This is a genomic window from Acinetobacter sp. ANC 3903 (assembly GCF_002135315.1).
Taxonomy (GTDB): domain Bacteria; phylum Pseudomonadota; class Gammaproteobacteria; order Pseudomonadales; family Moraxellaceae; genus Acinetobacter.
In genome coordinates this window covers 33166-57747 of the sequence record NZ_NEGA01000021.1, presented here as the reverse complement: position 1 = coordinate 57747, position 24582 = coordinate 33166, and the positions used below count along the sequence as shown (strand labels likewise).

The following is a 24582-nucleotide window of genomic DNA, read 5'->3' as shown; positions in this document are numbered from 1 at the left end:
AAGCAGCGTAATAAAATAGAGACTTTATTCAGCCTGTTAAAAGGGAAATATCATTTGGTGACGAGTAAAGCGAGAAGCATTGAAGGATACTTAGCTGGAATTTATGCATCTTTATGTGCTTACCCGTTATGCCATCAAAACAAGCCAGCTATTCGAGTAATGGAATGATTGGCTTAAACAGGATTTGGGTTTATTAATTTAATTAATCGTATTTTTTTGATCAATTATCACTTAACTTCTTTCAAACAATCCCGGCAACTTTGATTTCTTTATCATCAATCGTGTAATCGATTTCAGTGGCATCATGCAGGCCGAATAAACACATCAAGAATTGGAGCATCATTTTTCTCCAGGCAAAAAAACACTTTGGTAAGGGTGATTGGACTTATATAAACTAGAAACCCTCCAGGGGATTGGGGCTCCTGGAGGGTAATTTAGAAACTATAGCTGTTTCTGATGGTTATTTTGCATACTATTCAATAAATTTTCAGTGACATAATATGCCAAAAAAATAAAATAATATTAACCAAATCAAACTATTAATCGATGCTAATTAATGATTTATCAAGCATTAAAAATGCCATATCAAATATCAATAATAGAGATAGTATTTGTTATATGATGCTATTTGATTCGGTCTACATAACAACTATAGGTAATCCACTTACACTTTTTACATTGCCATTCACTACGGGCATTTAATTGATTAATCTGATCCCCATGAATAGTTCGAATCAATTTGTAATCATGCTTGCAAAAAATAGATTTGATAATTTTCTTAATCATACCCCACCGTTTTTTTAACTGAATTCCTGAAACCCCACTCACAACCCATGCCTAATACAGTGCGAGTGTTAAGTGGAATTAAATAAGATCTACAGCTTTCCCTCATATAAAAAAAGCCCACACTTAGAATTGGTATGGGGCTTATAAAATAAGGACCATGGAAAAGTCCTTTTAGAAACTACAGCTAGTTTCTATTGGCTATTTTGTACACTAATCAAATAATATTCAGTGGCTTAATATGCCAAAATATAAAATAATGTTAATTAAATCACATTATTAGAAAAACTTAATTAATGATTTATTAAATATTAAAAAAGCCCGCTTAACCAGATGGAGGTAAGCGAACTAGTATTTTATAACCATTTAATTCTTTTTACTGAGCGCGTTTCCACCATGCATTAAAAAATTTAGCTGTTTGCTCAAATTAATTCCTCTGAAAAATCAAAAAACCTCACGAAATTATGAGGCCTTTTAAAGACCATACTCAGTTGGTGTTTTAATTATGATTGTCATTGTTTGGAACAATTAAAATCTTTATAAGATTTAATAAAACAACTCCAGTCCTAAATAAATGATTTTTAAGACTTTAAAAATTTTGTACCCAAATTAGATTTAGTGTTTTGAATTACTTAAAAATCTTGTTCAAATCCTGTCTTGGGATTTGAAATGGTGTACTAATTGCATCAGCATTGACAGTAATATAAAAATGATGTGGCATATCATTAATTTAACGTTTTTTTTGATGTATTATTTTAGACATACTCACGGATAAGGTAATTTTTTAAATCTTAATGATGAAGCTCGATTTATGAAAAAGTTTCAGAATAAATAATTTCACCATTTATAAAATACAACATTAAATCCACAAATATTAAAAAAAATATACAACCACTGTTTATAAAATAAAAAATAATTATTATAAATCAATAATTTAATTTTGGCATGGAAAATGCCAATACAAAAGACTTATTTTTTCTGGAACTTTACTATGGCTCAATCAAAATCACGTCTTAAGCACTATATTCGTTCTAGTTTACTGGCCATGATGTCTTTATCAAGTATCTACAGTTATGCAGCGACTACTGGAAATATTAGTGCAGTGAGTGATTATTATGCCCGGGGTTTGGATCAAACTGGAGGAGTAAGCCTTCAAGGCAGCATTGATTATCAACATGCTTCTGGTCTTTATTTAGGCAGTTTTGCTTCTAATGTAAAATGGTATGATAAAGATGGCAATGGAAATGCAGACAGTGATGTTGAATGGGATATTTATGGAGGTTATGCAACTCAGCTTAATAACAATTTGGGAGTTGATGTTGGTTTATATTATTTAAATTATCCCAATCAAACAAAATACAATACTTATGAAGTATATGCTGGACTTAACTACAAAGTAGAAAATGTACATCCTGTTAATTTAAGTGCGAAAGTACATTTTACACCTGACCGTAATGCATATTTACCAGATCCAAAGAATCAGGATGAATCTGCATGGTATATTACAACTCAGGCAGATATTCAGCTCAAACCAAGTGTGACATTAACTCCTCAACTTGGCTATGCATTCGGTGATACCTTTGATCAGGAACGCATTGGTGGACTAGATGAGTTTTTCACATATTCTCTTTCTCTAACCAAATCCTTTAATGATGGTATTTCTGCAAAATTCTCTTATGTCGGAATTGATCTTGATGGTCATGACAATAAAGTGATCCTAGGATTAAGTAAATCCTTTTCTTTTTAATTGATTCTGTTACGCCAGCCTGTTTTTATGGGCTTAAAAAATAAGAAAGCTCCATTATTTTAATAATGGAGCTTTTCACTGATAGGCTATGCCCAAGGATGTCGTGGTGGTTTAACACCATTTAAAAAGTAATTTCCTACTAAATGATATTTCCAGCGCACTGGATCGTGTAAAGTATGAGTCCGCGCATTTCTCCAGTGTCTATCAAGGTTAAGTTCTGCCAGAGTCGAACGTGTACCACTTAATTCAAACAATTTATTCGCTGCAAGAATAGCTACTTCCGTTGTTAGTACCTTCGCTTCAGCAACCAGCACAGATGCCTCAGCAACACTTTCTTCATCAGCTTGATTCGTGGCTACTTCAATCTGGTCTGCCGCCAAATCTAGAACTGCCTCAGCAGCACGCAACTTAATTTTCAAATCCCCAATTGCTGCAATCGTATAGTGATCATCTGTTGCCTTTTCTTGATTGGCATCAATCCATGGGCGAGCATACTGTTTAACGTATTGAATCGTTTCCTGAATAGCGCCTCGTGCAATTCCTGCATCTATAGCCGCTTGAATAATTTGTGAAACAGGTCCTGCGACTGTTGGCTTTGCAAAGGCTTGATAAATTGGAACAACATGTTCAACAGGTACTTTTACTTGCTCAATTATCACAGTGCCACTAGCTGTGGTTCTCTGGCCAAAACCGGACCAATCATTAATCACAGTTAAACCATGAGTTTCTCTTGGAACTAATGCTAAATGTGGAAGGCCTTCTGTATTCACTGTTACGATAGGTACCCAATGTGCTAATAAAGCACCTGTCGCAAAGAATTTTTTACCATTCACTTCAAAACCATGTTGATTAGCATTATCTGCTATAGGCTTAATAATAGTTTTAAAATCAGCAACATGTTTATTGCCTATTTCTGAGAATGCATTACCAAAACGTACACCATTTAGCACTAACTCAAAAAAGAACTTTTTCTGTGCTTCTGTGCCATCTAAACGAATATGTTCCAAAATGACCAAGTGATTTTGTGGTAATTGGCCTAATGACGGGTCAACAGATGAAATAATTTTGATGACTTCTAAAGCAGTACGCCATGAAACACCAGCACCGCCATACTGTTTAGGAACTGTAATCGCCCATAACCCACTCTGTGAAAAAGCATTCAATTCATCAACAGGTAGTTGCCGTTTTTGATCACGTAGAGATGCTTCTTTTGCAAATTGTTCAGCCAATTGTTGAGCTATACGAATTGCCTCATCCTCTGATTGAATACGATGAGCTGCTTGTGTAGGCAAAGTTTGAATAAATTGATCGATATTTAAGTTTGTCATTTTATTTTCCTGTTCAGTAGGATTTGATAACCCATAAAAATTGTTTTTTGTTAGAAACGATAGCCCACATTTAAACTATATATAGTTGGATCTACATCCACACTTCCCACTTTATCGCCATTAATTTTGACATCAGTCTTAATATCGGCATAACGAACATCTGCACCCACACTCCACTCTGGTGTTAAGCGAATATCCGCACCAAGCTGTGCTGCCCATCCAACAGAGCTAGAAAGATGTAAATCCCCTCCACTTTTCAATTTTTCATCAAAGAAGTAGGTATAGTTAATCCCCGCACCAATATAGGGGCTAATTTTTGCGTTGGGTGAAAAGTGATATTGCACACTTAAAATGGGAGGTAAATGTTTAGTGGTCGCCGCATTGGCACCAGCAACAATAATGTCGTGTTTTGGAGGTAAGCCTACCAACAAATCTAAAGCAACATTCGGAGTAACAAAATATCCAATCGTTCCTGTTAATCCGAAAGTATCTTCAATATCAACTTTTGCAGTTTTATCAAAAATACTTCCTGGAGATGATGTTGGATCTATATTGCTAACTGCGCCACGAATTTGCCAACGATAGTCAGCGGCATTCGCCTGAGTATTAACTGCCCCTAAAATTAGAATGGTATTTAACAATGTAAAATATATTTTACCTTTCATTTGTATGCCTATTTTCAATAAATACCTGATCTGTTTTGCATAAAACGTACCAGAAATAAGATATTGTATTTATTACATTTTTATTTAAAATATATACTTATATTGCTCAATTTTATTTTAATATTGATGAATAGCTGCTGTTCACTCAACAGGGCTTTGTTGCACAAACGTATCTCTAAAGACTTATTCCACAATATAATTTTCAAATGAATAAGCTCACACCAAAAATCTATCGTACAACCAATTGGTCGACCTACAATAAAGCCTTGATCAATCGAGGAAATATATCAATTTGGTTTGATTCAGCGACCCAATGGTATGCTCCGTCCATCGGTAAACAAGGGCGAAATCAAATCTATTCTGATGCAGCAATCCAATGCTGCTTAATGATTAAATCCTTATTTCGTCTGTCTTTACGCATGGTCACCGGCTTTGTTCAAAGCCTGATTAAACTATGTGGTCTAGATTGGACAGCACCAGATTACACCACACTTTGTAGAAGACAAAAGCATATTGATATTTTGATTAGCTATCAGAAAAGTAGTGATGGGCTACATCTATTAGTGGACTCTACTGGCTTGAAGTTTTTAGGCGAAGGTGAGTGGAAACGTAAGAAACATCAACCTGAATATCGTCGCCAATGGCGTAAACTACATATCGGCATAGATGCTAAAACTCTGCAAATACGGGCTGTTCAGCTCACAACAAATAATGTGAGTGACGCTCAGGTTCTTGGAAACTTGCTTGATCAGATCCCTCAAGATGAGCAGATTGACTTTGTTTATACGGATGGCGCTTATGACACCAAGCAATGCCGTCAGATCATTGCAGATCGGCAAGCGCATGCGGTGATTCCACCAAGAAAAAATGCAAAGCCTTGGAAAGGTAACAAAGTTCATTCGCGAGAGCGAAATGAATTACTTCGAACAGTTAAACGTTTCGGCAGGACATTATGGAAAAAATGGTCAGGCTAGCATCGCCGAAGTTTGGTCGAAACTAAGATGCATTGCATCAAATTATTAGGCGATAAACTCAGCGCAAGGAGTTTTGATAGTCAGGTCAATGAAGTTCATGCACGTATAGCCGTGTTAAATAAATTTACAGAATTAGGCAGACCTCATACCCAAGTTGTCACTTAAATTTGAGCAACTTAGGAAAGCTCTATCTTTAAAATCTTTATGCAACAAAGCCCTTAACGTTGCCGAAATACCTGAATCAAAGATCTCATACTTGGTCTTTATGGTTCGCTGAGCTGTCTTTAAAGACTTTAACGTTTCATCGTAGTTAAAAATAATATCGACCAACTCTTGAGCTTGATTTTCAGCAAATGCTTTAATCTTATTCGTCGTATTAATTTTATCTTTAACCATCTGTCGCACAATCGGGTGAGCAAGCTCAAGCTGTGCTAACTCAGTTTTCGCCATTTCCTCTTGTTGTAGCGCTTTTTCATATTGACAGTAATCGGCTGCATATGCTTTTGGTGCAGCATCTAAAATTTCTGCCTGCCAAAGTTCTTTTACATCTTTAATCCCTTGCTCAAGGATATCTTCATCACCTGAATGATTTTCTTCATGCTCGGTTAGTTCTTGAGTGAGCTCATCTAGCTTCGCTTGTTCACGTACCAGCTCATTATGACGATCTTTGAAATAACGATTAATTACGCTTTCTTTTGTAACAAGATCAGCTTTCCAACCCTTATCTTTAACTTGGTCTTTACCACCTTGTTTTTTAGCTTTTACTGTTTCAATAATACGTTCAGCATTGACCTTCCAATCATCGGCAGCAATGATATAAGCATCATCTTGCATAATGCCTTCCCAGTAATCCATCAAGATTTGGTAAATACTGTAATGATTGACAAGATCTTGACCTTGGTAGTGGGCAAGTAATGATTCTGACAGTTCGGTAATTAATTCTTTAGGCTCGAATTCATTCGCTTTTAGTGCTTTCAGTTTAACTTCAGCTTGATCTGCCCAGACTTGGAAATGCGCTTGCATTTTTTCTTTAAATGCAATGAATTCTGCATCTTGGTTAATAAAGCTTTTTACTTCATGTGTCGCACAATTAAGTGTGGCATAACCATCACGTAGTGGGCTAAAGAGTTTGGTCTTAAGCTGAGGACACACTTTCCAATAGTCGGCTAAATCTTCAACGTCGGCATTTGGAATACCGCCTTGTAAATGCGCTTCAATATCTTGGATATCTTCAGCTTCACTATTGTCGATATAACGTGGCAAATTCAGGTTATAACCATTTTTAATGATTTCATCTAAACCAACCACACGAGCATAACGTTTGTCATGCTCTTCAGGATGTTTAAAGGCATCAATGATTTTATGCAAATCACGCTCACGCAGACGGTTTTTTGCGCCATCTTTAATAAAGCCTTGGCTCGCATCAATCATGAGAATGCCTTTACGTGCTGAGGCATTGTCACGATCAATCACGATAATACAAGCAGGGATACCTGTACCATAGAACAAGTTAGCAGGTAGACCAATAATGGCTTTAATAAAACCATAATCTACTAATTTTTGGCGAATATCTGCTTCAGCATTACCACGGAATAAAACGCCATGAGGAAGAATACATGCGGCTTTACCTGTCGATTTTAAAGATTTGATGATATGCAGCAGGTAAGCATAGTCACCTTGCTTTGAAGGAGGAATACCAAACTCTTCAAAGCGACCATATTGATCTGCATCAGCCGTCGAAATATCTAAACCCATCGACCATTTTTTATCAGAGAATGGTGGGTTGGCTACAATGAAATCAAAGTGTTGTAGCTCACCATCGACAATAAATTTAGGACTTGCAAGGGTATTGCCTTGGCGGATTTCGGCCAAGGCAGAACCATGTAAGAACATATTCATCTGTGCCAAAACGCTAGTCGAAGCATCTTTTTCTTGACCATACAACGAAATATCATCACGGTTGGCTTTAGCAGCTACACGAAGCAATAATGAGCCTGAACCACAGGTTGGATCGTAAACAGTGGTATCGCCACGAGCTTCAAATTCATCAATTCCAACAATCGAGGCAACAATACGGCTGACCTCCGTTGGTGTATAGAATTGACCTTTACTCTTACCACTTTCAGAAGCAAAGTGACCCATAAGATATTCAAAAGCATCACCAAGTAAGTCATCGCCATTAGCAAGATGATTTGAGAAGTCAAGTTCTGGACGCTGGAAAATTGCAATTAAGTCGGTTAAACGGTCTACTTTTTCTTGACCATCACCAAGTTTGGTTGAATCGTTAAAGTCCGGCATTGCCTTAACATTGAGGGCACATGCTTCGGCAAGTGGCGCCACAATTTGCTTGTTAATCAGGTCGCCGATTTCAGCATTACCTTTTAGCTCAATCATGGCACTAAAAGTTGCAGACTCTGGGATGTCGATAAAATCTAATTGTTCTTTTTTATCGCTGACATATTTAATAAAGAGTAAAACTAAAATGTAGTCTTTATATTGGCTTGAATCCATGCCTCCACGTAGGTTGTCACAGCTTTCCCAAAGTGAAGAATAGAGTTCTGATTTTTTAATAGCCATAGTAACTGCAATATAAAAGATTAAAAGAAAGTTGAAGCAAATATTAGCAAAATAAAATTTTAAAAGTACGTAAGGCTTAAAAAAAATAAGAATTAGTTGAAATGTGCGTCAACTTATGTCGTATTGTTAGCATTTAAATGAGTTTTATACTTTGGCAGAATTATTCAAATAACTTGGATTTATTTAAGTTGTTGTAAGAAAATAACTAAGTGAAAGTAATTCAGATTTCACTTAATAAAGGGGGCAGGGTGACACATCAAGAAAACTACGATTGGATAAAAGCATTTAAAGAAATTAAAACGCTAGTAAAAGGATTTAGAAATAATCAACAAGCTTTAATAGATCTGTTAAAAGATGCTGGCATTGCTGTGCCGGCAGATGAAAATCCTAAAGGCACCAAAATTCCATTAGAACAAATGGATCCTTTCTCGTTTTTATCACTCATTAATAAATTCCCAAATGTGAGTCGACGTGCTGAATTCGTAAATAAAATTTTGGGAAAAGACCTGTTAAATGTAGATGCAGAAAATTTTTCAGGTGTACCAACTGCACATGGAACTGCAGCACTATTTTTCCCTTACAAATACCATCGTAACAGCCATGATGTAGATTTATTGTGGGACTTATTTGAGTGTATAGATAGCCCTGCAAAAGTATCAGCTCAACTGTTCGGAGATATTTTAGGGATTCATTCGGTCGGCTTTTCCAAATTGACTCAAGGGTTATTTTGGTATGCACCAGAACTATATTTACCCATTGATGGTCAAACAGTACTTTATTTAGAAAATATACAATTACCACAAGCGAGCAAAGTTAAAAATACCAAGACTTATCGTCTAGCGTGGGAAGAATATCAAAAATGTTTAGCTGAAATAAAACAAAAATATAGTGATTTTTTTGCTAAGTTATCATTTGATGCATGGGCTAGACATGGTAAGAAATATTCGGCAACACAAGCAATTCAATATTTAGAAAGTCGTTATGGTGTTGCTAGAGGTTCTACACACATTCAGGTTTTTATAAATAACCAAAATCGTGAAATCGCTCTAGATCCAAAATTACATAGCGCTAAATTATTTATAGAATGTTTGCCTCAAATTGACTTTTTTAACCAAATTGATCGTATCTATGGAATAGCTGAAAAACGTAATCATCATTTAGAGATTTATAGTGATCGCTTAGGCATAGCGCGCCCAAGTGTACTGATCAGAATTTCAAATGAGGAAGATTTAGCAAGTCTTTGTGATTGGTATGAACTTCCTGAAGCCGGTGGTATTGAAGAGCGCATTGATCAGTTTTTATCGTTATGGCCTTTAGAAAGTATTCAAAAACTGAAATTTAAAGATTATTACCATGTAAAACAATATGATAGCTTTGCACGTTACTTGGATTTATTTGACATCAGTATGGGTGAGACCTACGGAAATAATTTTCATGTATGGAAACCTGCGGATGAAAAGAAAGAAACGAGAGAGCATGAAGTTTATCGATATGAAAATAAACTCGCTTGGGAAAAGAAATTTGGTCAGACCTTTGATGAAGCTTTTGAGACAGTTAAAGACCGAGTACTATGTATTGCTGAATTAGCAAGACAGGGAGATTTTGCTGAAATTGAAACAATAGAGCTTAATAGTGCATTAAAGTGGAAAATTGCATTTGTATATCAGGATTTTATCCAGCCGAATATTTATCCAATTTTTACCAAAGAAGACTTCAAAAGAGCAGGCTATGAGCGCTTGGTAAAATCCTCAGCATTTACTTACTTAACGACCTATAAAGAGGTTGAGGCTGATAGAGCGCAGTATTCCTATTTTGACTATGTGAAGCAATTAAGTGAGCGGATTCTTGAGCAAAGAGCGACTGAAATTGGAAAAAAGAAATCTAAAAAATTCAATGGAAATGTGGACACAATAAATATGAAAGAATCAGAACATGCTTTAAACCGTATTTTATTCGGTGCAGCAGGAACCGGTAAAACTTATCATAGCATTAACCATGCCTTAGCTATTTTACAAAACAAGACAATAGATGAAATTGAATTAGAAGAAAAACAGCCTGATGGCAGAAAAAAGTTAAAGGATCATTTTGATCGATTTAAAAAAGAAGGTCGGATCGAATTTGTGACCTTTCATCAGAGCTTTAGTTATGAAGACTTTGTTGAGGGAATTCGTGCAGAAACCGAACAAGGTCAGTTAAGTTATGATGTAAAAGCTGGCGTATTCAAAAAAATATGTGATCGTGCTAAAGAAAATAAAAAGATAATGAAAGATCTGGGCGTACGATCCAATGCAAGTGTTTGGAAACTTTCAATAGGGGATCTATCTACCCGACAATATTGTTTTGGAAATAATCAGATACGTGTAGGCTGGGGGCAAACGGGTAATTTATTGAATGAACAAACTAAATATAGTGAAGACTATCAGCAATTCAGTGCTACGGATCACCATACACTTGAACAATTTGTCAGTGGTGTGGAAGTAGGTGATGTCGTACTTTGTCTTAAAAATACAAGTGAAATCTGTGGTATAGCTATAGTAACAGGTGATTATTTCTTTGATGAACAACGACCAAATGCAGTTCGAGAGGACTATCTGCATTGTAGAGAGGTAAATTGGATATTGAAGGATATTGCATTCAATATTCGTGAACTGAATGATGGGGGTGGTCTGACATTAAAGACAATGTATCGTTTATGGCGTTTCACTTGGAATGATTTGTTGGAAGCACTTAATCAGGCCGGTTATCTTTTGGATCAAGAAGAAAAAAATAAAGATCCATATATTTTAATTATTGATGAAATTAACCGAGGAAACATTTCTCGTATTTTTGGCGAACTGATAACCTTAATTGAGGACTCAAAACGATTAGAGGCTGATGAGGAGCTAAGAGTTACTTTGCCTTATTCTAAAAAAGAATTTGGTGTGCCAAAAAATGTTTATATTATCGGTACGATGAACTCATCTGATCGGTCCCTTACTGGTTTGGATATCGCTTTACGTCGTCGTTTTACTTTTGTGGAAATGCAACCAGATCCTCAAAAGATTAAAGATGACACGGGGAATCTCATAACGATTACGGGACTAAATCAGAAGGGACAGCCTGAGAAAATTGTTGTTGCAGATATACTCAAAAAAATGAATCAACGAATTGAAGTATTACTAGATCGTGATCACTGTATTGGGCATGCAAACTTCATGTCATTGAAGAAAACACCTTCATTGGCGCATTTGGCAGAAATATTTAAGCAAAAGATCATTCCACAACTTCAAGAGTATTTCTTTGATGATTGGGGGAAAATTGATTTGGTGCTAAACCGAAATGGTATGCTGAGCAAAGATCGTCACTCTTCAATTTCGGCATTATTTCCAGCAGATGTGTTGGAAGAGTTGGGATACTTAGATCAAAAAGCAGTTTGGAAAATTGAAAAAGATGCATTTGATGCGATAGAAAGTTATAAAACAATTCTAGGAACTCAGGTGGCTTCGTAATGAAGGACATTACGGTTCGAGAATACGCTTATCTTTGTGTTGAATTTAGCAACCATCCGCCTAATAACTTAGATTGTGCTTATATCAGTCAAAGTACTTTTAATGCCATTTGTGATTTGTCAGCGTCATTTTCAAAGCACGGTGCAAAAGTGTTCGAATTGGCTGGACGTAAGAAAATTAAACTTGATCAATATGTGGGTATTATCGAAACTCAATGCGGAACACGCATTGAGATTTTGCCAAAGCATATTGTGGTTAGTGAGGGGCAAAGTGTAGAAGAGGTGATTAAAAAGGAACGCCTTCTTTTACAGCGTATGCTTCGTACTGCACTAGATCTCAATTATAGAGAAGCGGGTGAAGCATCATTAAATAAATTTGTACAACCTTTGCATGAATGGATCATCAAGCAATTTCTTAAGTGTTTTGAAAACTTGATACAACGTGGTTTACGCTTTGACTATAATCGTGTGCAAGAGGAACAAAAGTTTTTAAGGGGGCAATTACAGCATGCTCAATATATGCGTCAGCCACCTGCAAAAAGGCATATATTTCCAATCGAGCATGATGTTTATGAAATTAATCGAGCAGAGAATCGTTTAATACGAACAGCACTTGAAGTAGTGTGTAAAAAAACTAAAGATGCATCGAATTGGAAGTTAGCTCAAGAACTGCGTTTAATGACCGGCGAGATTCCGCGAAGTCAGAATATCAAAAATGATTTTAGACAGTGGCAGTCCGGTCGATTGCTCACTCTGTATGAAGATATTAAACCTTGGGCTGAGATTATTCTAGGCGAATATATGCCAGTTTCTACGCATGGTGTGGCACGAGGAATAAGTTTGTTATTCCCTATGGAAAGGCTATTTGAGGTTTATGTAGGTCGTAAAATCCAAAGATTATTACCTGAATGGAATGTCTCATTACAAAAACAAGATCGTTATATGTGTGAGCAAAATGGACGATCAATGTTTAAGTTGAAACCTGATATTTACATGCAACATAAATCAGGTCATGACATTAAAGTTTTAGATACCAAATGGAAGTTAATTGACCAAGTAGATACTAAAGCTAAATTTGGGATTAAAGATAGCGATGTGCAGCAAATGTTCGCTTACAGTGCTTATTATTTAGGTCTTGAACATGAAATTGTGATGGTTTATCCGGCACGCAAGGGTGAGTTCGATCAAGCATTGCCAATCATGAAGTTTAAACATGGTAACTCTAGGTTAAGGGTGATTCCTTTTGATTTGGATGAAAGTCTTGAAGGAAAGCATTCGTCATTTGTAGAGCATTTAATTGATCGAACTATTTGAGATTCATAACTTGTGATTTTTCGCTTGGGTTAAATTGGGTAACATCGGATATGTTAAATATCGATAGATGAGATATTTACATGTTGAGTTAGGCTGTCACCACCGCAGCTGCACCTAGTTGAGGTGCACTTAAGCTGGACAGGCTACCTTGGAAGTTGCCCATAGCAATACGGCTAGCAGCAATGACAATTTTTTTCATGCGATTTCTCGTTATTTCAGCAGTATAAATACAATCAAAGCAGCCGAAGCTGCTTTGATGAATATGTAAGGGGGGAAGCTTAAGCAGCTTCCAGCGCATCCGTGATGAGTTCAACACCTGTAGCAGCTTTGATCTGTTCAAGAGTCACATCTTTTGCTAATTCAACCAATACCACTCCACGCTCAGTGATGTCCAATACGCCAAGATCGGTAATCACGCGATTGACGACACCTTTGCCAGTTAATGGCAGAGCGCATTGAGGAACAACTTTCGCGCTGCCGTCTTTGGCATTGTGTTCCATAAGCACCACAACTTTCTGAACGCCAGCAACCAAGTCCATTGCGCCACCCATACCTTTGACTTTCTTGCCTGGAATCATCCAGTTCGCTAGATCGCCGCTTGAAGATACTTCCATAGCGCCAAGAATAGCGATATTCACGTGGCCGCCGCGGATCATGGCAAACGATTCCGAGCTAGAGAAGAAGGCTGCACCTTTGCGGGCAGTGACGGTTTGCTTGCCAGCATTAATCAAGTCAGCATCTACAGTTTCCGCAGTTGGGAATTCATCGATGCCCAGCAGGCCATTTTCAGACTGCAGCCAAACATTGATGTTTTCTGGAATGTAGTTGGCAACCAAAGTCGGCAAGCCAATCCCCAAATTGACATAGAAGCCGTCTTCAAGTTCCAAAGCAGCGCGCTGCGCCATTTCATTGCGAGTCCAAGCCATGATTATGCCTCCGCTTTTAAAGTCATTTGTTCAATGCGTTTTTCAGGTGAAGTATTCACCACTATGCGGTTGACATAGATGCCAGGCAAATGAATGTCATCCGGATCAATATCGCCAATTTCAACCACTTGTTCTACTTCGACTATCGTGAATTTGCCTGCAACAGCACATTCAGGGTTAAAGTTACGCGCAGTTTTGCGGAATACCAGATTGCCTGCCTTATCTGCTTTATAAGCTTTCACCAAAGCAACATCCGCAGTCAGTGATGGTTCAAGAATGTATTCTTTGCCATCAAATTCACGCACTTCTTTGCCCTCAGCAATTAAAGTGCCGACACCTGTACGGGTGTAAAATGCAGGAATACCAGCACCACCTGAACGTAATTTTTCGGCTAACGTGCCTTGTGGAGTAAGTTCAACTTCAAGCTCACCATTTAAGTACTGGCGTTCAAATTCTTTGTTTTCACCAACATAGGATGAAATCATTTTTTTGATCTGCTTGGTTTGGAGTAATTTGCCCAAACCAAAATCATCAACACCAGCATTGTTGGAAATACAGGTTAGATTTTTAACGCCTGTTTCTTTTAATGCATCAATCAGTGCTTCAGGAATACCGCAAAGACCAAAACCACCAACGGCTAAGATTTGTCCATCTGCTATGATGCCATCAAGTGCTTCAGCAGCACTTGCAACCAATTTATTCACGTCTCTAATCCTTTAAAAATCAGTGATCAACTTTTGCAGTAGCAGAATTATTTTCTAGCTCATCTGCATGAAGGAAGTGTGTGTGGTGTGGCGCACGTTTGGTCTTCGACCATTCTTCCAGCATTTCGTATTTCATTTCTTCAGTAATCATGGCGATTTTCGCTGGCGCTTTTTCGTCGTCATACGCCAACTCTAAGCGGTGACCATTAGGATCGAAGAAGTAAATTGAGTGGAAGATACCGTGATTGGTAATACCAAGAACATTCACACCATTGGCTTCTAAATGTTCTTTTGCTTCAATCAATGCAGCACGGTCTTTGACTTTTAATGCAATGTGCTGAACCCATTTAGGCGTGTTTTCGTCACGGCCCATTTCAGGTTGTGTTGGAAGCTCAAAGAATGCCAAAACGTTACCATTACCTGCATCCAGGAATAAATGCATGTATGGGTCAAAAGCTTTGGTTGAAGGTACATAGTCTTCAGCAAAGGCCAAGATGAAATCCATGTTGAGGTTCTTTTTGTACCAATCCACCGTTTCTTTGGCATCTTTACAGCGGTAAGCCACGTGGTGAATTTTTTCGATTTGTATCGCCATATGAATGTCCTTATCTTAAATTATGCAGCTTCTTGCTGTGCTTCTGGGGCAGCATTTTTAAATGCTTCAAGCGTATTGCAGTGGTTATAAATGGCTTCGATTTTTGGATATGCAGATAAATCCACATTGAAGCGTAGTGCGTTGTAAAATTGAGGAATTAAGCAACAATCTGCAATGGTTGCTTGTTCACCGAAGCAGAACTTGCCATTCGATTGAGCAAGTAGGGCTTCAAGTGTTTTAAAACCTGTTTCAACCCAGTGTTTGTACCATGTGGTTTTTTGCTCATCAGTCACTTGTAAAGTGCCGCTGAGATATTGCAAAACACGTAGGTTGTTCAATGGGTGAATATCACAAGCAATTGTTAAGCTGAATGCACGAACCAAGGCACGTTGCTGTGTATCTTGAGGAGGGAGCAAAGCCACCTCAGGATGTTGTTCATTTAAGTATTCTAGAATGCTCAATGACTGGCTCAGCTGAAACTCATCTTCAACCCATGTCGGTACAAGTTCAGAAGGATTCACTGCTTTATAGGCATCGCTATGTTGTTCGCCGCCGTTATTGACCAAATGCACAGGAATATAATCGGCATTTAAACCTTTTAAATTCAGCGCAATGCGTACACGGTACGCTGCTGAACTACGAAAATAGGTATACAGTTGCATGTGATCTGTCCTATGACCTTATTGGAAATCGAATTTCACTGCAGGCAAAATCTTACCTGTCACTTCACCGAAACCAATACGTAGACCATTTTTTTCGCAGTGACCTTTCATGATCACGGTGTCGCCATCCTGAATAAAGGTACGTTGTTCGCCATTGCTCAGAGTTAAGGGTTTAGTCGCATTCCAGCTGATTTCGAGTAAAGACCCATAAGAATCTGGAGTTGGACCTGAAATGGTACCTGAGCCCATCAAGTCACCCACTTGTACGTTACAGCCAGCAATGGTGTGGTGTACAAGTTGCTGTGCCATCGACCAGTACATGTATTTGAAGTTTGTTTCACAAATCACGTCAGCCTGTTCAGCCTGCTCGGCTTGAATTTCTACAGACAGGTGAATGTCGTAGCTGTTTGCTGAATGGTCTTCACGTAAGTAAGCCAATGGCTGTGGTTCTTGAACAGGTGAGCTGATTTTAAATGGCGCAAGTGCTTCTAAAGTCACGATCCATGGAGAAATTGAAGATGCGAATGTTTTTGAGTTGAATGGACCGAGTGGCACGTATTCCCATTGTTGTAAATCACGAGCAGACCAGTCATTGAATAACACCATCCCGAAGATGTGATCCCATGCATTTTCAATTGAAATTGGCTCGCCCAATGTGTTTGGTTTACCAATGATAAAGCCCGTTTCTAATTCAAAGTCGAGCTTACGACATGCTGAGAATTGAGGACGATCTTCAGTTGGAAGTTTGATTTGACCAGATGGGCGAACAATGTCAGTACCGCTGACAATCACAGAACTTGCACGGCCGTTATAACCTACAGGAAGCTCTGACCAGTTTGCTAAAAGTGCATTTTTAGGGTCGCGGAACATGCAACCTACGTTTGTTGCATGTTCTTTAGAAGAATAGAAATCTGTATAGCCAGGAACATGAACAGGTAGGTGCAATGTTACCTCTGCTTGCTTAAAGAACACCTGCTCACGAAGTGCAGTGTTATCACGTAATTCGGCATTGTCTGCAGATAACAAGTTTTGTAGTTCTGCGCGTACTTTCGACCAGTTGGCTTTGCCTGAATCAATAAATTTGTTCAAGGTCGGCTGATTAAAATACTGTTCCCCCGACTGAATGGCTAAATAGCTATTTGCTTCCAATGCTGCAAGATCAACCACCCATTCACCCAAGGCCACACCAATACGGCGTGGGCCTTCAGCCGTCTCACTAAATACGCCGTAAGGCAAGTTCTGAATGGGGAAATCTGAATCTTGAGCAACCTCAATAAACGATTTTAATTGGCGAGTCATGTCCACGTTCCTTATGTAAAACCACCAGGGTTGAATAAAACCCTGATATCAATTTTTGTTTCAAATCGGCTTAAAATCAGCAGGTAAATTAAATATAAAAATATTAAAAACAATAACTTATATATTTTTATAAAAAATCATGAATCTGAAGTCTAAGACCTATTGATTTTTGGGATTAATCTCATCATACTGATTTTCATAAATTACGCAATACATAAATAAATTACGTATTACGTAAATTTAAAATTATTGAATAGAGATTTCTCGATGCTCTCATGCGGTTTGATTTTTGGTAATCAGATGGCTTCGGGTAGAATAGGCGCCATTAAAAATGAGAGTTATCGACTAATGTCTGAAGAAAAAACACAAGCTGGTGTGCAATCCTTGGAAGTGGGTCTAGGTGTGCTTGATGCCTTAATTGCACATCGTAATCCCATGATGCTGAAGGAACTGGCTGAGGCTTTGGCGATGCATCCGGCAAAAGTGCACCGCTATGTGGTGAGTTTGGTGCGCATGAATTATGCCAAGCAGCTTGAAGACGGACGTTATGCATTGGGTGATCAGGCATGGCGACTGGGCTTGCAATGTATTCAGCGTACCGATGTGATACAGGCAGCGCAGCCCTATATTCAGGCTTTGCATCGTGAAATTCATTGTGGCTTGCAAATCAGTCGCTGGACCTCGCAAGGGCCATTGATTGTGCAGTTTATTGAACCTGATCAGCCGGTTTCGGTCATCACCCGAGTGGGTTCAATCATGCCATTACTCAATTCGGCAACGGGTCGTGCATTTGCGAGCTTTATGCCAGAAAACGTGGTTCGCCCTTTACTTGAACGTGAATGGCGGGACAAACAGAAACAGGGTGTGCAGGTTTATCCGGCAAACTGGAATGAATTTTTAGACATGAAACAGGGCATTGTTGCTCAAGGTGCAGCAACTGTTTCAGGCGATATGTTGGTAGGTGTGAACTCGTTTTGTGTCCCGGTTTTTAATATTCACGGTGACATTGAGTTCTGTATTGCAGCACTGGGCAATGAGGCGTATTTACCGATGGATTTTGAACATGAAAAAGTCCGTATTTTAAAAGCCACTGCTCAGGCACTTACAGATTTTGTGACCAAAGGACAAACATAGAAAAGGGCTATGAAGGTTCATCGGGCTGCAAAGGATCTGCCAGCATCATTGCGAAAATGAAAAGATGATAAGAAAACATTCAATCTCAGTGTTTAACTGAATTGCATGTGCATGATTTTAATTAAACGATTGATATCGTTTTAGCATAATAAGGACAAGGAGTTCGAAATGCATTTTCCAGCAACGCAGCCACGAAAATCTCTTTATTACGATTATCAGGTGTTTCCGCATTTTCACAGTCAAGAACCTGTCATCACTGATGCAGACACGGTAACAATTGTCGGTGCCGGACCAATTGGCATGACCACTGCGCTGCTGTTGGCGAAACAGGGTGTGAAGGTCATTTTGCTGTCTTCAGAATTACAACTGTCTGAAGGTAGTCGTGCTTTGGTTTATACCAAACGTTCTATGGAGATTTTACAGGCTGCAGGCGCTGCTGAAAAAATCATGTCTAAAGCATTGCCTTGGACACATGGTAACTCGATCTACAAAGGTCAGGTGGCATTCCGTATGGAATCACCAACCAATGAAAATGACCAATTTGCTCCATTAAATAACCTACAACAAAACTGGTTAGAGCACTTCTTGCTTGAAAGTATCAAAGAAAATGACAACATCGAAGTACGTTGGGGTAACAACGTTGTTGATCACGTTCAAAAAGATGACCAAGTGACTTTAACCATTCAAACACCTGAAGGCGAATACAAACACATTTCTAAATGGGTGGTTGCAGCTGATGGTGGTCGTTCACCAATTCGTGAACGTATGAAACTTCGGATGGAAGGTGCAAGCTACGAAGGTCGTTTCGTGATTGCAGATATCCGTATCAAATTGGATTATCCAACTGAGCGTTTGGCTTACTTCTCTCCAGACTGGAACCCGGGCAATACGATTTTAATGCACCGTGAACCAGACAGCATTTGGCGTTTTGACTATCAATTAGATACATCAATTACACCTGAAGAAGCATTAAAACCTGAAAACCTGCATAAAGCGGTTCAAGATCAATTAAAAATGATTGGTCAAGATCACCTTGAATGGGAAATGGACTGGAGCACAGTGTATTCAGCGCGTGCTTTAACGCTTGATAACTATGTACACAACCGCATTATTTTCGTAGGCGACTCTGCACACTTACTACCAATCTTTGGTGTACGCGGCGCGAATACAGGTTTCCAGGATGCGCAAGATTTGTCATGGAAATTGGCAGGGGTTGTAAAAGGTTGGGCAACTGAAAAACTTCTTGAAAGCTATACCTATGACCGTGTCGGTGCAGCGCGTGAAATCATTGCAGAAGCAGGTAAATCAACACGCTTCATGGCGCCACCAACATCAGGCTTTACATTGCTTCGTGATGCAGTACTTTCATTGTCTTTAGAGCATGAATTTGTACGGCCGCTTTATCATTGGCGTACTTCACGACCGCATGCCTACACACATTCACCATTAAATAGCCAGTTTGATGACAATGCACAAATGGCAGAGCAAACTGAAAATGGTGCATTAATTCCAAACATCAAATTTGCTGATGGTGCATTCTTATATGATGCGATCTCAGGTAAATTCTCAGTGCTTGCGATTACTGAAAAAGGACAATTGTCACAAACATTAGTTGCTGAAGTTGCAAGCTTAAAAGCGAAGGGTGTACCTGTACAACTGATTGCTTTGGCAATAGATGCACAAGCTGTTGAGGGTGCGGATCGTACTTTAGCAATTACAGCTGATCTTGCTGAAAACCGCTTACTTGCAGATGTGGGTGCTATTTATCTTGTTCGTCCTGGTCACCATATTAACGGCCGTTGGATCAGCTACCGTGAAAATGCGTTGACGCAAACTTTCCAACAGTTTACTGAAGTTGCAGAAGGAGCAGCAGCATGAGCACAATCTCAATTGATGATTTAGAAAAAGTATATGACCACTTGGCTGAAAGTATTGATGCAATTCCAGTGGAAAAGCGTGAATTATTTCTAGTGAAACTGGCTTTACTCAGTGCTAATCAAATCCAGGATGGCTCTGTTTTTCTACAGCTGATTAACCAAGCGAAAGTGTTTGAGAATTAAAGTCTTTTATCCCATAAACTCCCTAAGCAGCAAGCTTGGGGATTTTTTAACATTAGTTGAGGGAAAAACGCGAAACAACAAAAGTTATTTAAATAATAAGTAGGTTCATTGTTGATAGGAAACATAGCCCAAGTCCAGGCAAATGAAGAACAGCATTGTCCAGCTATAATTTAAAAGATTAGGTGGCGGGTTAAAGCACTTTGATTAAACCTGCTTAGGCTTAGGACCTTTTCGATATTCTAGAAGAAAGCACTCTTAAGCCGAAACCAACGATATATGGAATGATCAATTACAAAACCTAGGATTAAAAAATCCTGCCTTGACGCTTAAATTAAATCTTTGCTGTCAAATTCAGAAAAAAGTTCAAAACAGATTTTTCTCAGCCATTGCAGATTAGGATTGTTATGTTGTCGGGCATGCCAATGCTGCTTGACGCTGTATTGAGGAAATGAATACGGCGGGGTCAAAATTTTTACGTCACCGCGGGAGGTGAGAAAATGACTCAGATACAACGGAATTGTCGCGATTGCATCTGTGTATTTAATCATGAGCCCAACCCCCAGATAGCTGGGCAATTTCATTAAAATATTGCGTTTAACCCCAATTCTTTGCAATTCATGCTCAATCACATAATGCCCGCCAGTCGCTAAAATATCGATATGCAGTTCCTGGTTAAATTCTTCCTGAGACAAAGATGTATTGCTTAGCCTCGGATGTTCGGGACTGCAAATGACCGTATATTCCTGCTTGAAAAGCGTCTGCTGATAAAAACCTGCTTCCAGCTGCGGTATAAAACCAATCGCCAAATCAATGTCACCTTCCGCCATTTTTAACGGCGTATCGGTATCAATCGGCACAATATTCAAGCGAATATTCGGGGCATTTTCACGCAGAAAGTTGACCAGTTTAGGCAGCAGTACCAGGTGGCTGATATCGGTCATGCTGATCGTAAACTCATAATTTGAGGTCAGCGGATCAAAATCAACATTAAAATGATTGATCAGTTTCAGATTATTTAAAAAATCGACCGCAATTGGATAAATATCCCGAGCCAGGTCGGTCGGTTCCATACGGTTGCCAATGCGTACAAAAAGCGGATTATTAAAATGTTCGCGCAATTTATTTAAGCCAATACTGAGTGTCGATTGACCAGTGTTCAAGGCATCTGCAGCCTTTGAAACACTTCTATGTTTATAAATTTCAAAGAAAATTTGAACCAGTCTTGAGTCAATATCCATATTGAGGGGGTGCTGTATTGATTTTATCAATACAGCCTATTCATTTTCACTTATGTATTCAAGACATTCTGATTGTTAGATTGAGTCCAAGTAATTTTTTTATAGCTTTCAATGAATGAAAGCGATTTGAGCGAATCAGGACGAGATTAAGCAGATGGAACAACTGGCGAGATTAGAAGATTTACCTCAAACCTATATTGATCATTTAACCCAATCCAATTTAGTACCGCTATGGCCAAGCCTGCGCAATGTATTGCCACCTAAACAACCTGTGCCGCTGACTAAAGCAACCGCCTGGCATTATCGTGACATCAAACCTTTACTGCTTGAAGCGGGTGAACTGACGCCGATTGAAAAGGCAGAACGCCGCGTACTGGTTTTGGCCAATCCGGGTCATGGCCTGGAAAACATGAAAGCAACCTCGTCGATTTATCTGGGTATGCAACTGCTGTTGCCAAATGAATGGGCACCATCACACCGACATACGCCAAATGCAGTACGTTTGGTGGTTGAGGGTAAAGGTGCCTTTACCACAGTTGAAGGGCAGAAATGCATCATGGAACATGGCGATCTGATTTTGACCCCATCTGGGTTGTGGCATGAACATGGTCATGATGGGGATGAGCCAGTGATCTGGTTGGATGTCCTTGATCTGCCACTAGTGTATTACATGGAAGCTTCCTATGTGGAAGGTGGCGATGTGCAGCAGGTTCAAGGTACAGATTTGGGGCATCACTATGCCAAAGGCGTGGTGCCAACGGTACATTTTGTAAGGCAAAACGCTAATTTTCCGCTGTTACGTTATGCATGGACAGACACCAAAAATGTTCTGGATGCCTTGGCTGCAGATGCAAATCATCAGGCACCTGCACAAGTTAGCTTTATCAATCCCGAGACAGGTCAGGACTGTCAGAACATTATTGGTTATTCCGCAATTCGTGTTGCGCCGAATGAAACGGTACAGCTGACGCGTCGATCTGCTGCACAAATTTTTCATGTGATTGAGGGTCAGCTCAGCATTACAGTCAATAGCGATCATTTTGATCTGGCACGTTCAGACACCGCTTGTGCGTCGTGTTTTGCCCAGATTGATTTAATCAATCGCAGTGAACAGCCAGCCTATGTATTTGTTGCAGATGAAGCGCCGCTGCAGAAGAAACTCGGTTTGTATTCAACCCGTCCACGCAGCGTCTAGTTTTTAAGGAAGAAAAACATGTCAAATCAGAATATGCCGATTTTAGTTACCGGAGGCGGTATTGGTGGCTTTGCAGCTGCACTCGCTTTGGCTAAGCGTGGTTTTAAAATTCAGATTTTTGAACAGGCACCGGAAATTGGTGAAATTGGCGCAGGTATCCAGCTGGGGCCGAATGCTTTTAATGCTTTTGATGCATTAGGCATCGGTGATCGTGCCCGTGCCCGTGCAGTCTATACCGATTATATGGTCATGCATGATGCCATTGATGAGTATCAGGTGGGTCGAATTGAAACTGATGAAAAGTTTATTCAGCGTTTTGGTAATCCCTATGCCGTGATTCACCGTGCCGACATTCATGGCTCTTTAGTTGAAGGTGCGCAGGAAGTGGGTGATATCGAGATCATCACTGATTGCCGTATCGTCAATGTCGAGCAGGATCAGGACAGCGTAACCATTACTGACCATAAGGGAAATAGTTACACCGGTCAGGCACTGATTGGCGCTGATGGCGTGAAATCGGTAGTGCGTGAAAAATATGTCGGTGATCCAGCCTTGGTGACGGGCCATGTGGTATACCGCGCCGTGGTACCAAAAGCGGAATTTCCTGAAGATTTACAATGGAACGCGGCCAGCATTTGGGTCGGACCGAATTGCCATTTAGTGCACTATCCACTGCGTGGTGGTGAAGAATATAACGTCGTGGTGACTTTCCACAGCCGCGAACAGGAAGAATGGGGCGTTAAAGATGGCTCTAAAGAAGAAGTGCTGTCTTACTTTGAAGGCATCTGTCCAAAAGCCCGTCAGTTGATTGAATTGCCACAATCATGGCGCCGCTGGGCAACTGCTGACCGTGAACCAATTGATCAGTGGACTTATGGCCGTGTGACACTGCTTGGCGATGCTGCTCATCCAACCACCCAGTATATGGCGCAGGGTGCATGTATGGCGATGGAAGATGCAGTGACCTTGGGAGAAGCACTGCGGATCACCAATAACAATATTGTTGAAGCATTTGAAATCTATCAGCGTGCGCGAGTGGCCCGTACTGCACGCATCGTTCTGTCGTCACGTGAAATGGGCAAGCTTTACCATGCCAAAGGCGTACAGCGCATGGTTCGCAATGATTTATGGCGCGGTCGCAGCAGTGAAGGCTTTTATGAAGCGATGGCCTGGCTCTATAGCTGGAATGTCGATAACTGTCTGGACGCCGCTAAGCACTATTCAGGGACAGCAGCATGAAAATGTATGGGTTTTTCCGCAGCGGGACATCACATCGTACCCGTATTGTACTGAACTTAAAGCAGATTTCTTATGAATTGCTGCCTGTCTCACTGATGAAAAATGAGCATCATCAAGCAGCTTTTAAAGCCATCAATCCGCAGGGTTTTGTGCCGGTGCTGGCGGTCAATGATCAGCAGCTGATTCAAAGTCCGGCCATTATTGAATGGTTAGAGGAAACCCATCCTGAACATCCGCTATTACCGACTGAGCCTTTTGCCCGTGCGAAAGTGCGCGGTTATGCCGCGCTGATCGGCTGTGATATTCATCCCATTAATAATAAAAGGATTTTGGAATATCTACGCAATACCTTATCGCTGAATGATGAGCAAGTACAAAACTGGTGCCAGCACTGGATTGATGAAGGCTTTAGTGCGCTGGAAAGTCTGCTTGCAGCAGATCTGGAGCGTGGTGATTTTTGTTATGGCAATACCCCGACATTAGCCGACGCTTACTTAATTCCACAGGTGGATTCATCAAAACGCTTTCAGGTGGACATGAGCAAATATCCACATATTCAGCGTGTTTATGATGCATGTATGGCTTTGCCGGCATTTCAGAAAGCAGCGCCCGGCAATCAACCTGACGCTATTTAAATAGACTATCGAATTTTAAA

The 24582-nt window shown here is 39.7% G+C and carries 18 protein-coding genes and 3 pseudogenes; 11 read left to right on the top strand and 10 right to left on the bottom strand.

Annotated features, from left to right (window positions below; translation table 11 throughout):
* Both B9T29_RS14685 and B9T29_RS14675 read left to right on the top strand, forming a co-directional pair.
* Nucleotides 1-168: pseudogene (locus tag B9T29_RS14685) on the top strand (IS982 family transposase); the annotation flags it as partial.
* Between the two features lie 1606 nt (nucleotides 169-1774).
* Nucleotides 1775-2530, top strand: coding sequence for a TorF family putative porin (locus tag B9T29_RS14675; protein ID WP_086176636.1), 756 nt, complete (start codon nucleotides 1775-1777; stop codon nucleotides 2528-2530).
* 86 nt (nucleotides 2531-2616) lie between these two features.
* Here the strand turns inward: B9T29_RS14675 and B9T29_RS14670 are convergent, their stop codons facing one another.
* Nucleotides 2617-3858 (bottom strand): SfnB family sulfur acquisition oxidoreductase, encoded by a 1242-nt coding sequence (locus B9T29_RS14670; RefSeq protein ID WP_086176635.1) that lies wholly within the window; start codon nucleotides 3856-3858, stop codon nucleotides 2617-2619.
* 50 nt (nucleotides 3859-3908) lie between these two features.
* Nucleotides 3909-4523 carry an OmpW/AlkL family protein gene (locus tag B9T29_RS14665; protein ID WP_086176634.1) on the bottom strand — a complete coding sequence of 205 codons (615 nt, stop codon included), beginning with the start codon at nucleotides 4521-4523 and terminating at the stop codon, nucleotides 3909-3911.
* Between the two features lie 206 nt (nucleotides 4524-4729).
* On the opposite strand from B9T29_RS14665, the pseudogene B9T29_RS14660 reads away from it, so the two are divergent.
* A pseudogene (locus B9T29_RS14660) lies at nucleotides 4730-5662 on the top strand (IS5 family transposase).
* On the opposite strand, the gene B9T29_RS14655 reads toward B9T29_RS14660, so the two are convergent.
* The gene (locus tag B9T29_RS14655) at nucleotides 5630-8074 is read right to left on the bottom strand and encodes a type I restriction-modification system subunit M (RefSeq protein WP_171264066.1); all 2445 of its coding nucleotides are present in this window, start codon (nucleotides 8072-8074) and stop codon (nucleotides 5630-5632) included. The pseudogene B9T29_RS14660 and the gene B9T29_RS14655 sit on opposite strands and share 33 nt — an antisense overlap.
* A 248-nt stretch (nucleotides 8075-8322) precedes the next feature.
* Here B9T29_RS14655 and B9T29_RS16645 point away from each other — a divergent pair, with 248 nt between their 5' ends.
* Both B9T29_RS16645 and B9T29_RS14645 read left to right on the top strand, forming a co-directional pair.
* On the top strand, nucleotides 8323-11562 hold the full coding sequence (locus B9T29_RS16645; protein ID WP_086176638.1) for an AAA family ATPase: 3240 nt from the start codon (nucleotides 8323-8325) through the stop codon (nucleotides 11560-11562).
* Nucleotides 11562-12875 (top strand): McrC family protein, encoded by a 1314-nt coding sequence (locus B9T29_RS14645; protein WP_086176633.1) that lies wholly within the window; start codon nucleotides 11562-11564, stop codon nucleotides 12873-12875. The genes B9T29_RS16645 and B9T29_RS14645 overlap by 1 nt, the downstream gene beginning before the upstream one ends.
* A gap of 100 nt (nucleotides 12876-12975) precedes the next feature.
* On the opposite strand, the pseudogene B9T29_RS16640 reads toward B9T29_RS14645, so the two are convergent.
* The 6 genes and pseudogenes from B9T29_RS16640 to fahA form a co-directional block, all read right to left on the bottom strand.
* A pseudogene (locus B9T29_RS16640) lies at nucleotides 12976-13074 on the bottom strand (hypothetical protein); the annotation flags it as partial.
* 79 nt (nucleotides 13075-13153) lie between these two features.
* Nucleotides 13154-13801 (bottom strand): 3-oxoacid CoA-transferase subunit B, encoded by a 648-nt coding sequence (locus tag B9T29_RS14635; protein ID WP_086176631.1) that lies wholly within the window; start codon nucleotides 13799-13801, stop codon nucleotides 13154-13156.
* Nucleotides 13802-13803: 2 nt separating this feature from the next.
* Nucleotides 13804-14505 carry a CoA transferase subunit A gene (locus tag B9T29_RS14630; RefSeq protein WP_086176630.1) on the bottom strand — a complete coding sequence of 234 codons (702 nt, stop codon included), beginning with the start codon at nucleotides 14503-14505 and terminating at the stop codon, nucleotides 13804-13806.
* A 19-nt stretch (nucleotides 14506-14524) separates the two neighbouring features.
* Nucleotides 14525-15100 carry a VOC family protein gene (locus tag B9T29_RS14625; protein ID WP_086176629.1) on the bottom strand — a complete coding sequence of 192 codons (576 nt, stop codon included), beginning with the start codon at nucleotides 15098-15100 and terminating at the stop codon, nucleotides 14525-14527.
* Nucleotides 15101-15120: 20 nt separating this feature from the next.
* The gene (gene maiA, locus B9T29_RS14620; RefSeq protein WP_086176628.1) at nucleotides 15121-15762 is read right to left on the bottom strand and encodes a maleylacetoacetate isomerase; all 642 of its coding nucleotides are present in this window, start codon (nucleotides 15760-15762) and stop codon (nucleotides 15121-15123) included.
* Between the two features lie 18 nt (nucleotides 15763-15780).
* Nucleotides 15781-17061, bottom strand: a complete 1281-nt coding sequence (gene fahA, locus B9T29_RS14615) for a fumarylacetoacetase (protein ID WP_086176627.1) — start codon at nucleotides 17059-17061, stop codon at nucleotides 15781-15783.
* Nucleotides 17062-17409: 348 nt separating this feature from the next.
* On the opposite strand from fahA, the gene B9T29_RS14610 reads away from it, so the two are divergent.
* From B9T29_RS14610 to B9T29_RS14600, 3 genes are all read left to right on the top strand, one after another.
* Nucleotides 17410-18195: an IclR family transcriptional regulator gene (locus B9T29_RS14610; protein ID WP_086176626.1), complete on the top strand. Its 786-nt coding sequence runs from the start codon at nucleotides 17410-17412 to the stop codon at nucleotides 18193-18195.
* Nucleotides 18196-18363: 168 nt separating this feature from the next.
* A complete protein-coding gene (locus tag B9T29_RS14605; protein ID WP_086176625.1) occupies nucleotides 18364-20073 on the top strand; it encodes an FAD-dependent monooxygenase in 1710 nt (569 codons plus the stop codon).
* Nucleotides 20070-20255: a hypothetical protein gene (locus B9T29_RS14600; RefSeq protein WP_086176624.1), complete on the top strand. Its 186-nt coding sequence runs from the start codon at nucleotides 20070-20072 to the stop codon at nucleotides 20253-20255. Before B9T29_RS14605 ends, B9T29_RS14600 begins: the two co-directional genes overlap by 4 nt.
* A gap of 326 nt (nucleotides 20256-20581) precedes the next feature.
* Here B9T29_RS14600 and B9T29_RS14595 read toward each other — a convergent pair whose 3' ends face one another.
* Nucleotides 20582-21493, bottom strand: a complete 912-nt coding sequence (locus B9T29_RS14595) for a LysR family transcriptional regulator (RefSeq protein WP_086176623.1) — start codon at nucleotides 21491-21493, stop codon at nucleotides 20582-20584.
* Between the two features lie 154 nt (nucleotides 21494-21647).
* Between B9T29_RS14595 and B9T29_RS14590 the strand changes: the two genes are divergently transcribed.
* From B9T29_RS14590 to maiA (B9T29_RS14580), 3 genes are read left to right on the top strand one after another with little or no spacing between them, the layout of a single operon-like run.
* Nucleotides 21648-22688 (top strand): cupin domain-containing protein, encoded by a 1041-nt coding sequence (locus B9T29_RS14590; protein WP_086176622.1) that lies wholly within the window; start codon nucleotides 21648-21650, stop codon nucleotides 22686-22688.
* An 18-nt stretch (nucleotides 22689-22706) separates the two neighbouring features.
* Nucleotides 22707-23927, top strand: coding sequence for a 3-hydroxybenzoate 6-monooxygenase (locus B9T29_RS14585; protein ID WP_086176621.1), 1221 nt, complete (start codon nucleotides 22707-22709; stop codon nucleotides 23925-23927).
* Nucleotides 23924-24562, top strand: a complete 639-nt coding sequence (gene maiA / locus B9T29_RS14580) for a maleylacetoacetate isomerase (protein WP_086176620.1) — start codon at nucleotides 23924-23926, stop codon at nucleotides 24560-24562. The genes B9T29_RS14585 and maiA (B9T29_RS14580) overlap by 4 nt, the downstream gene beginning before the upstream one ends.
* Nucleotides 24563-24582: the final 20 nt, after the last annotated feature.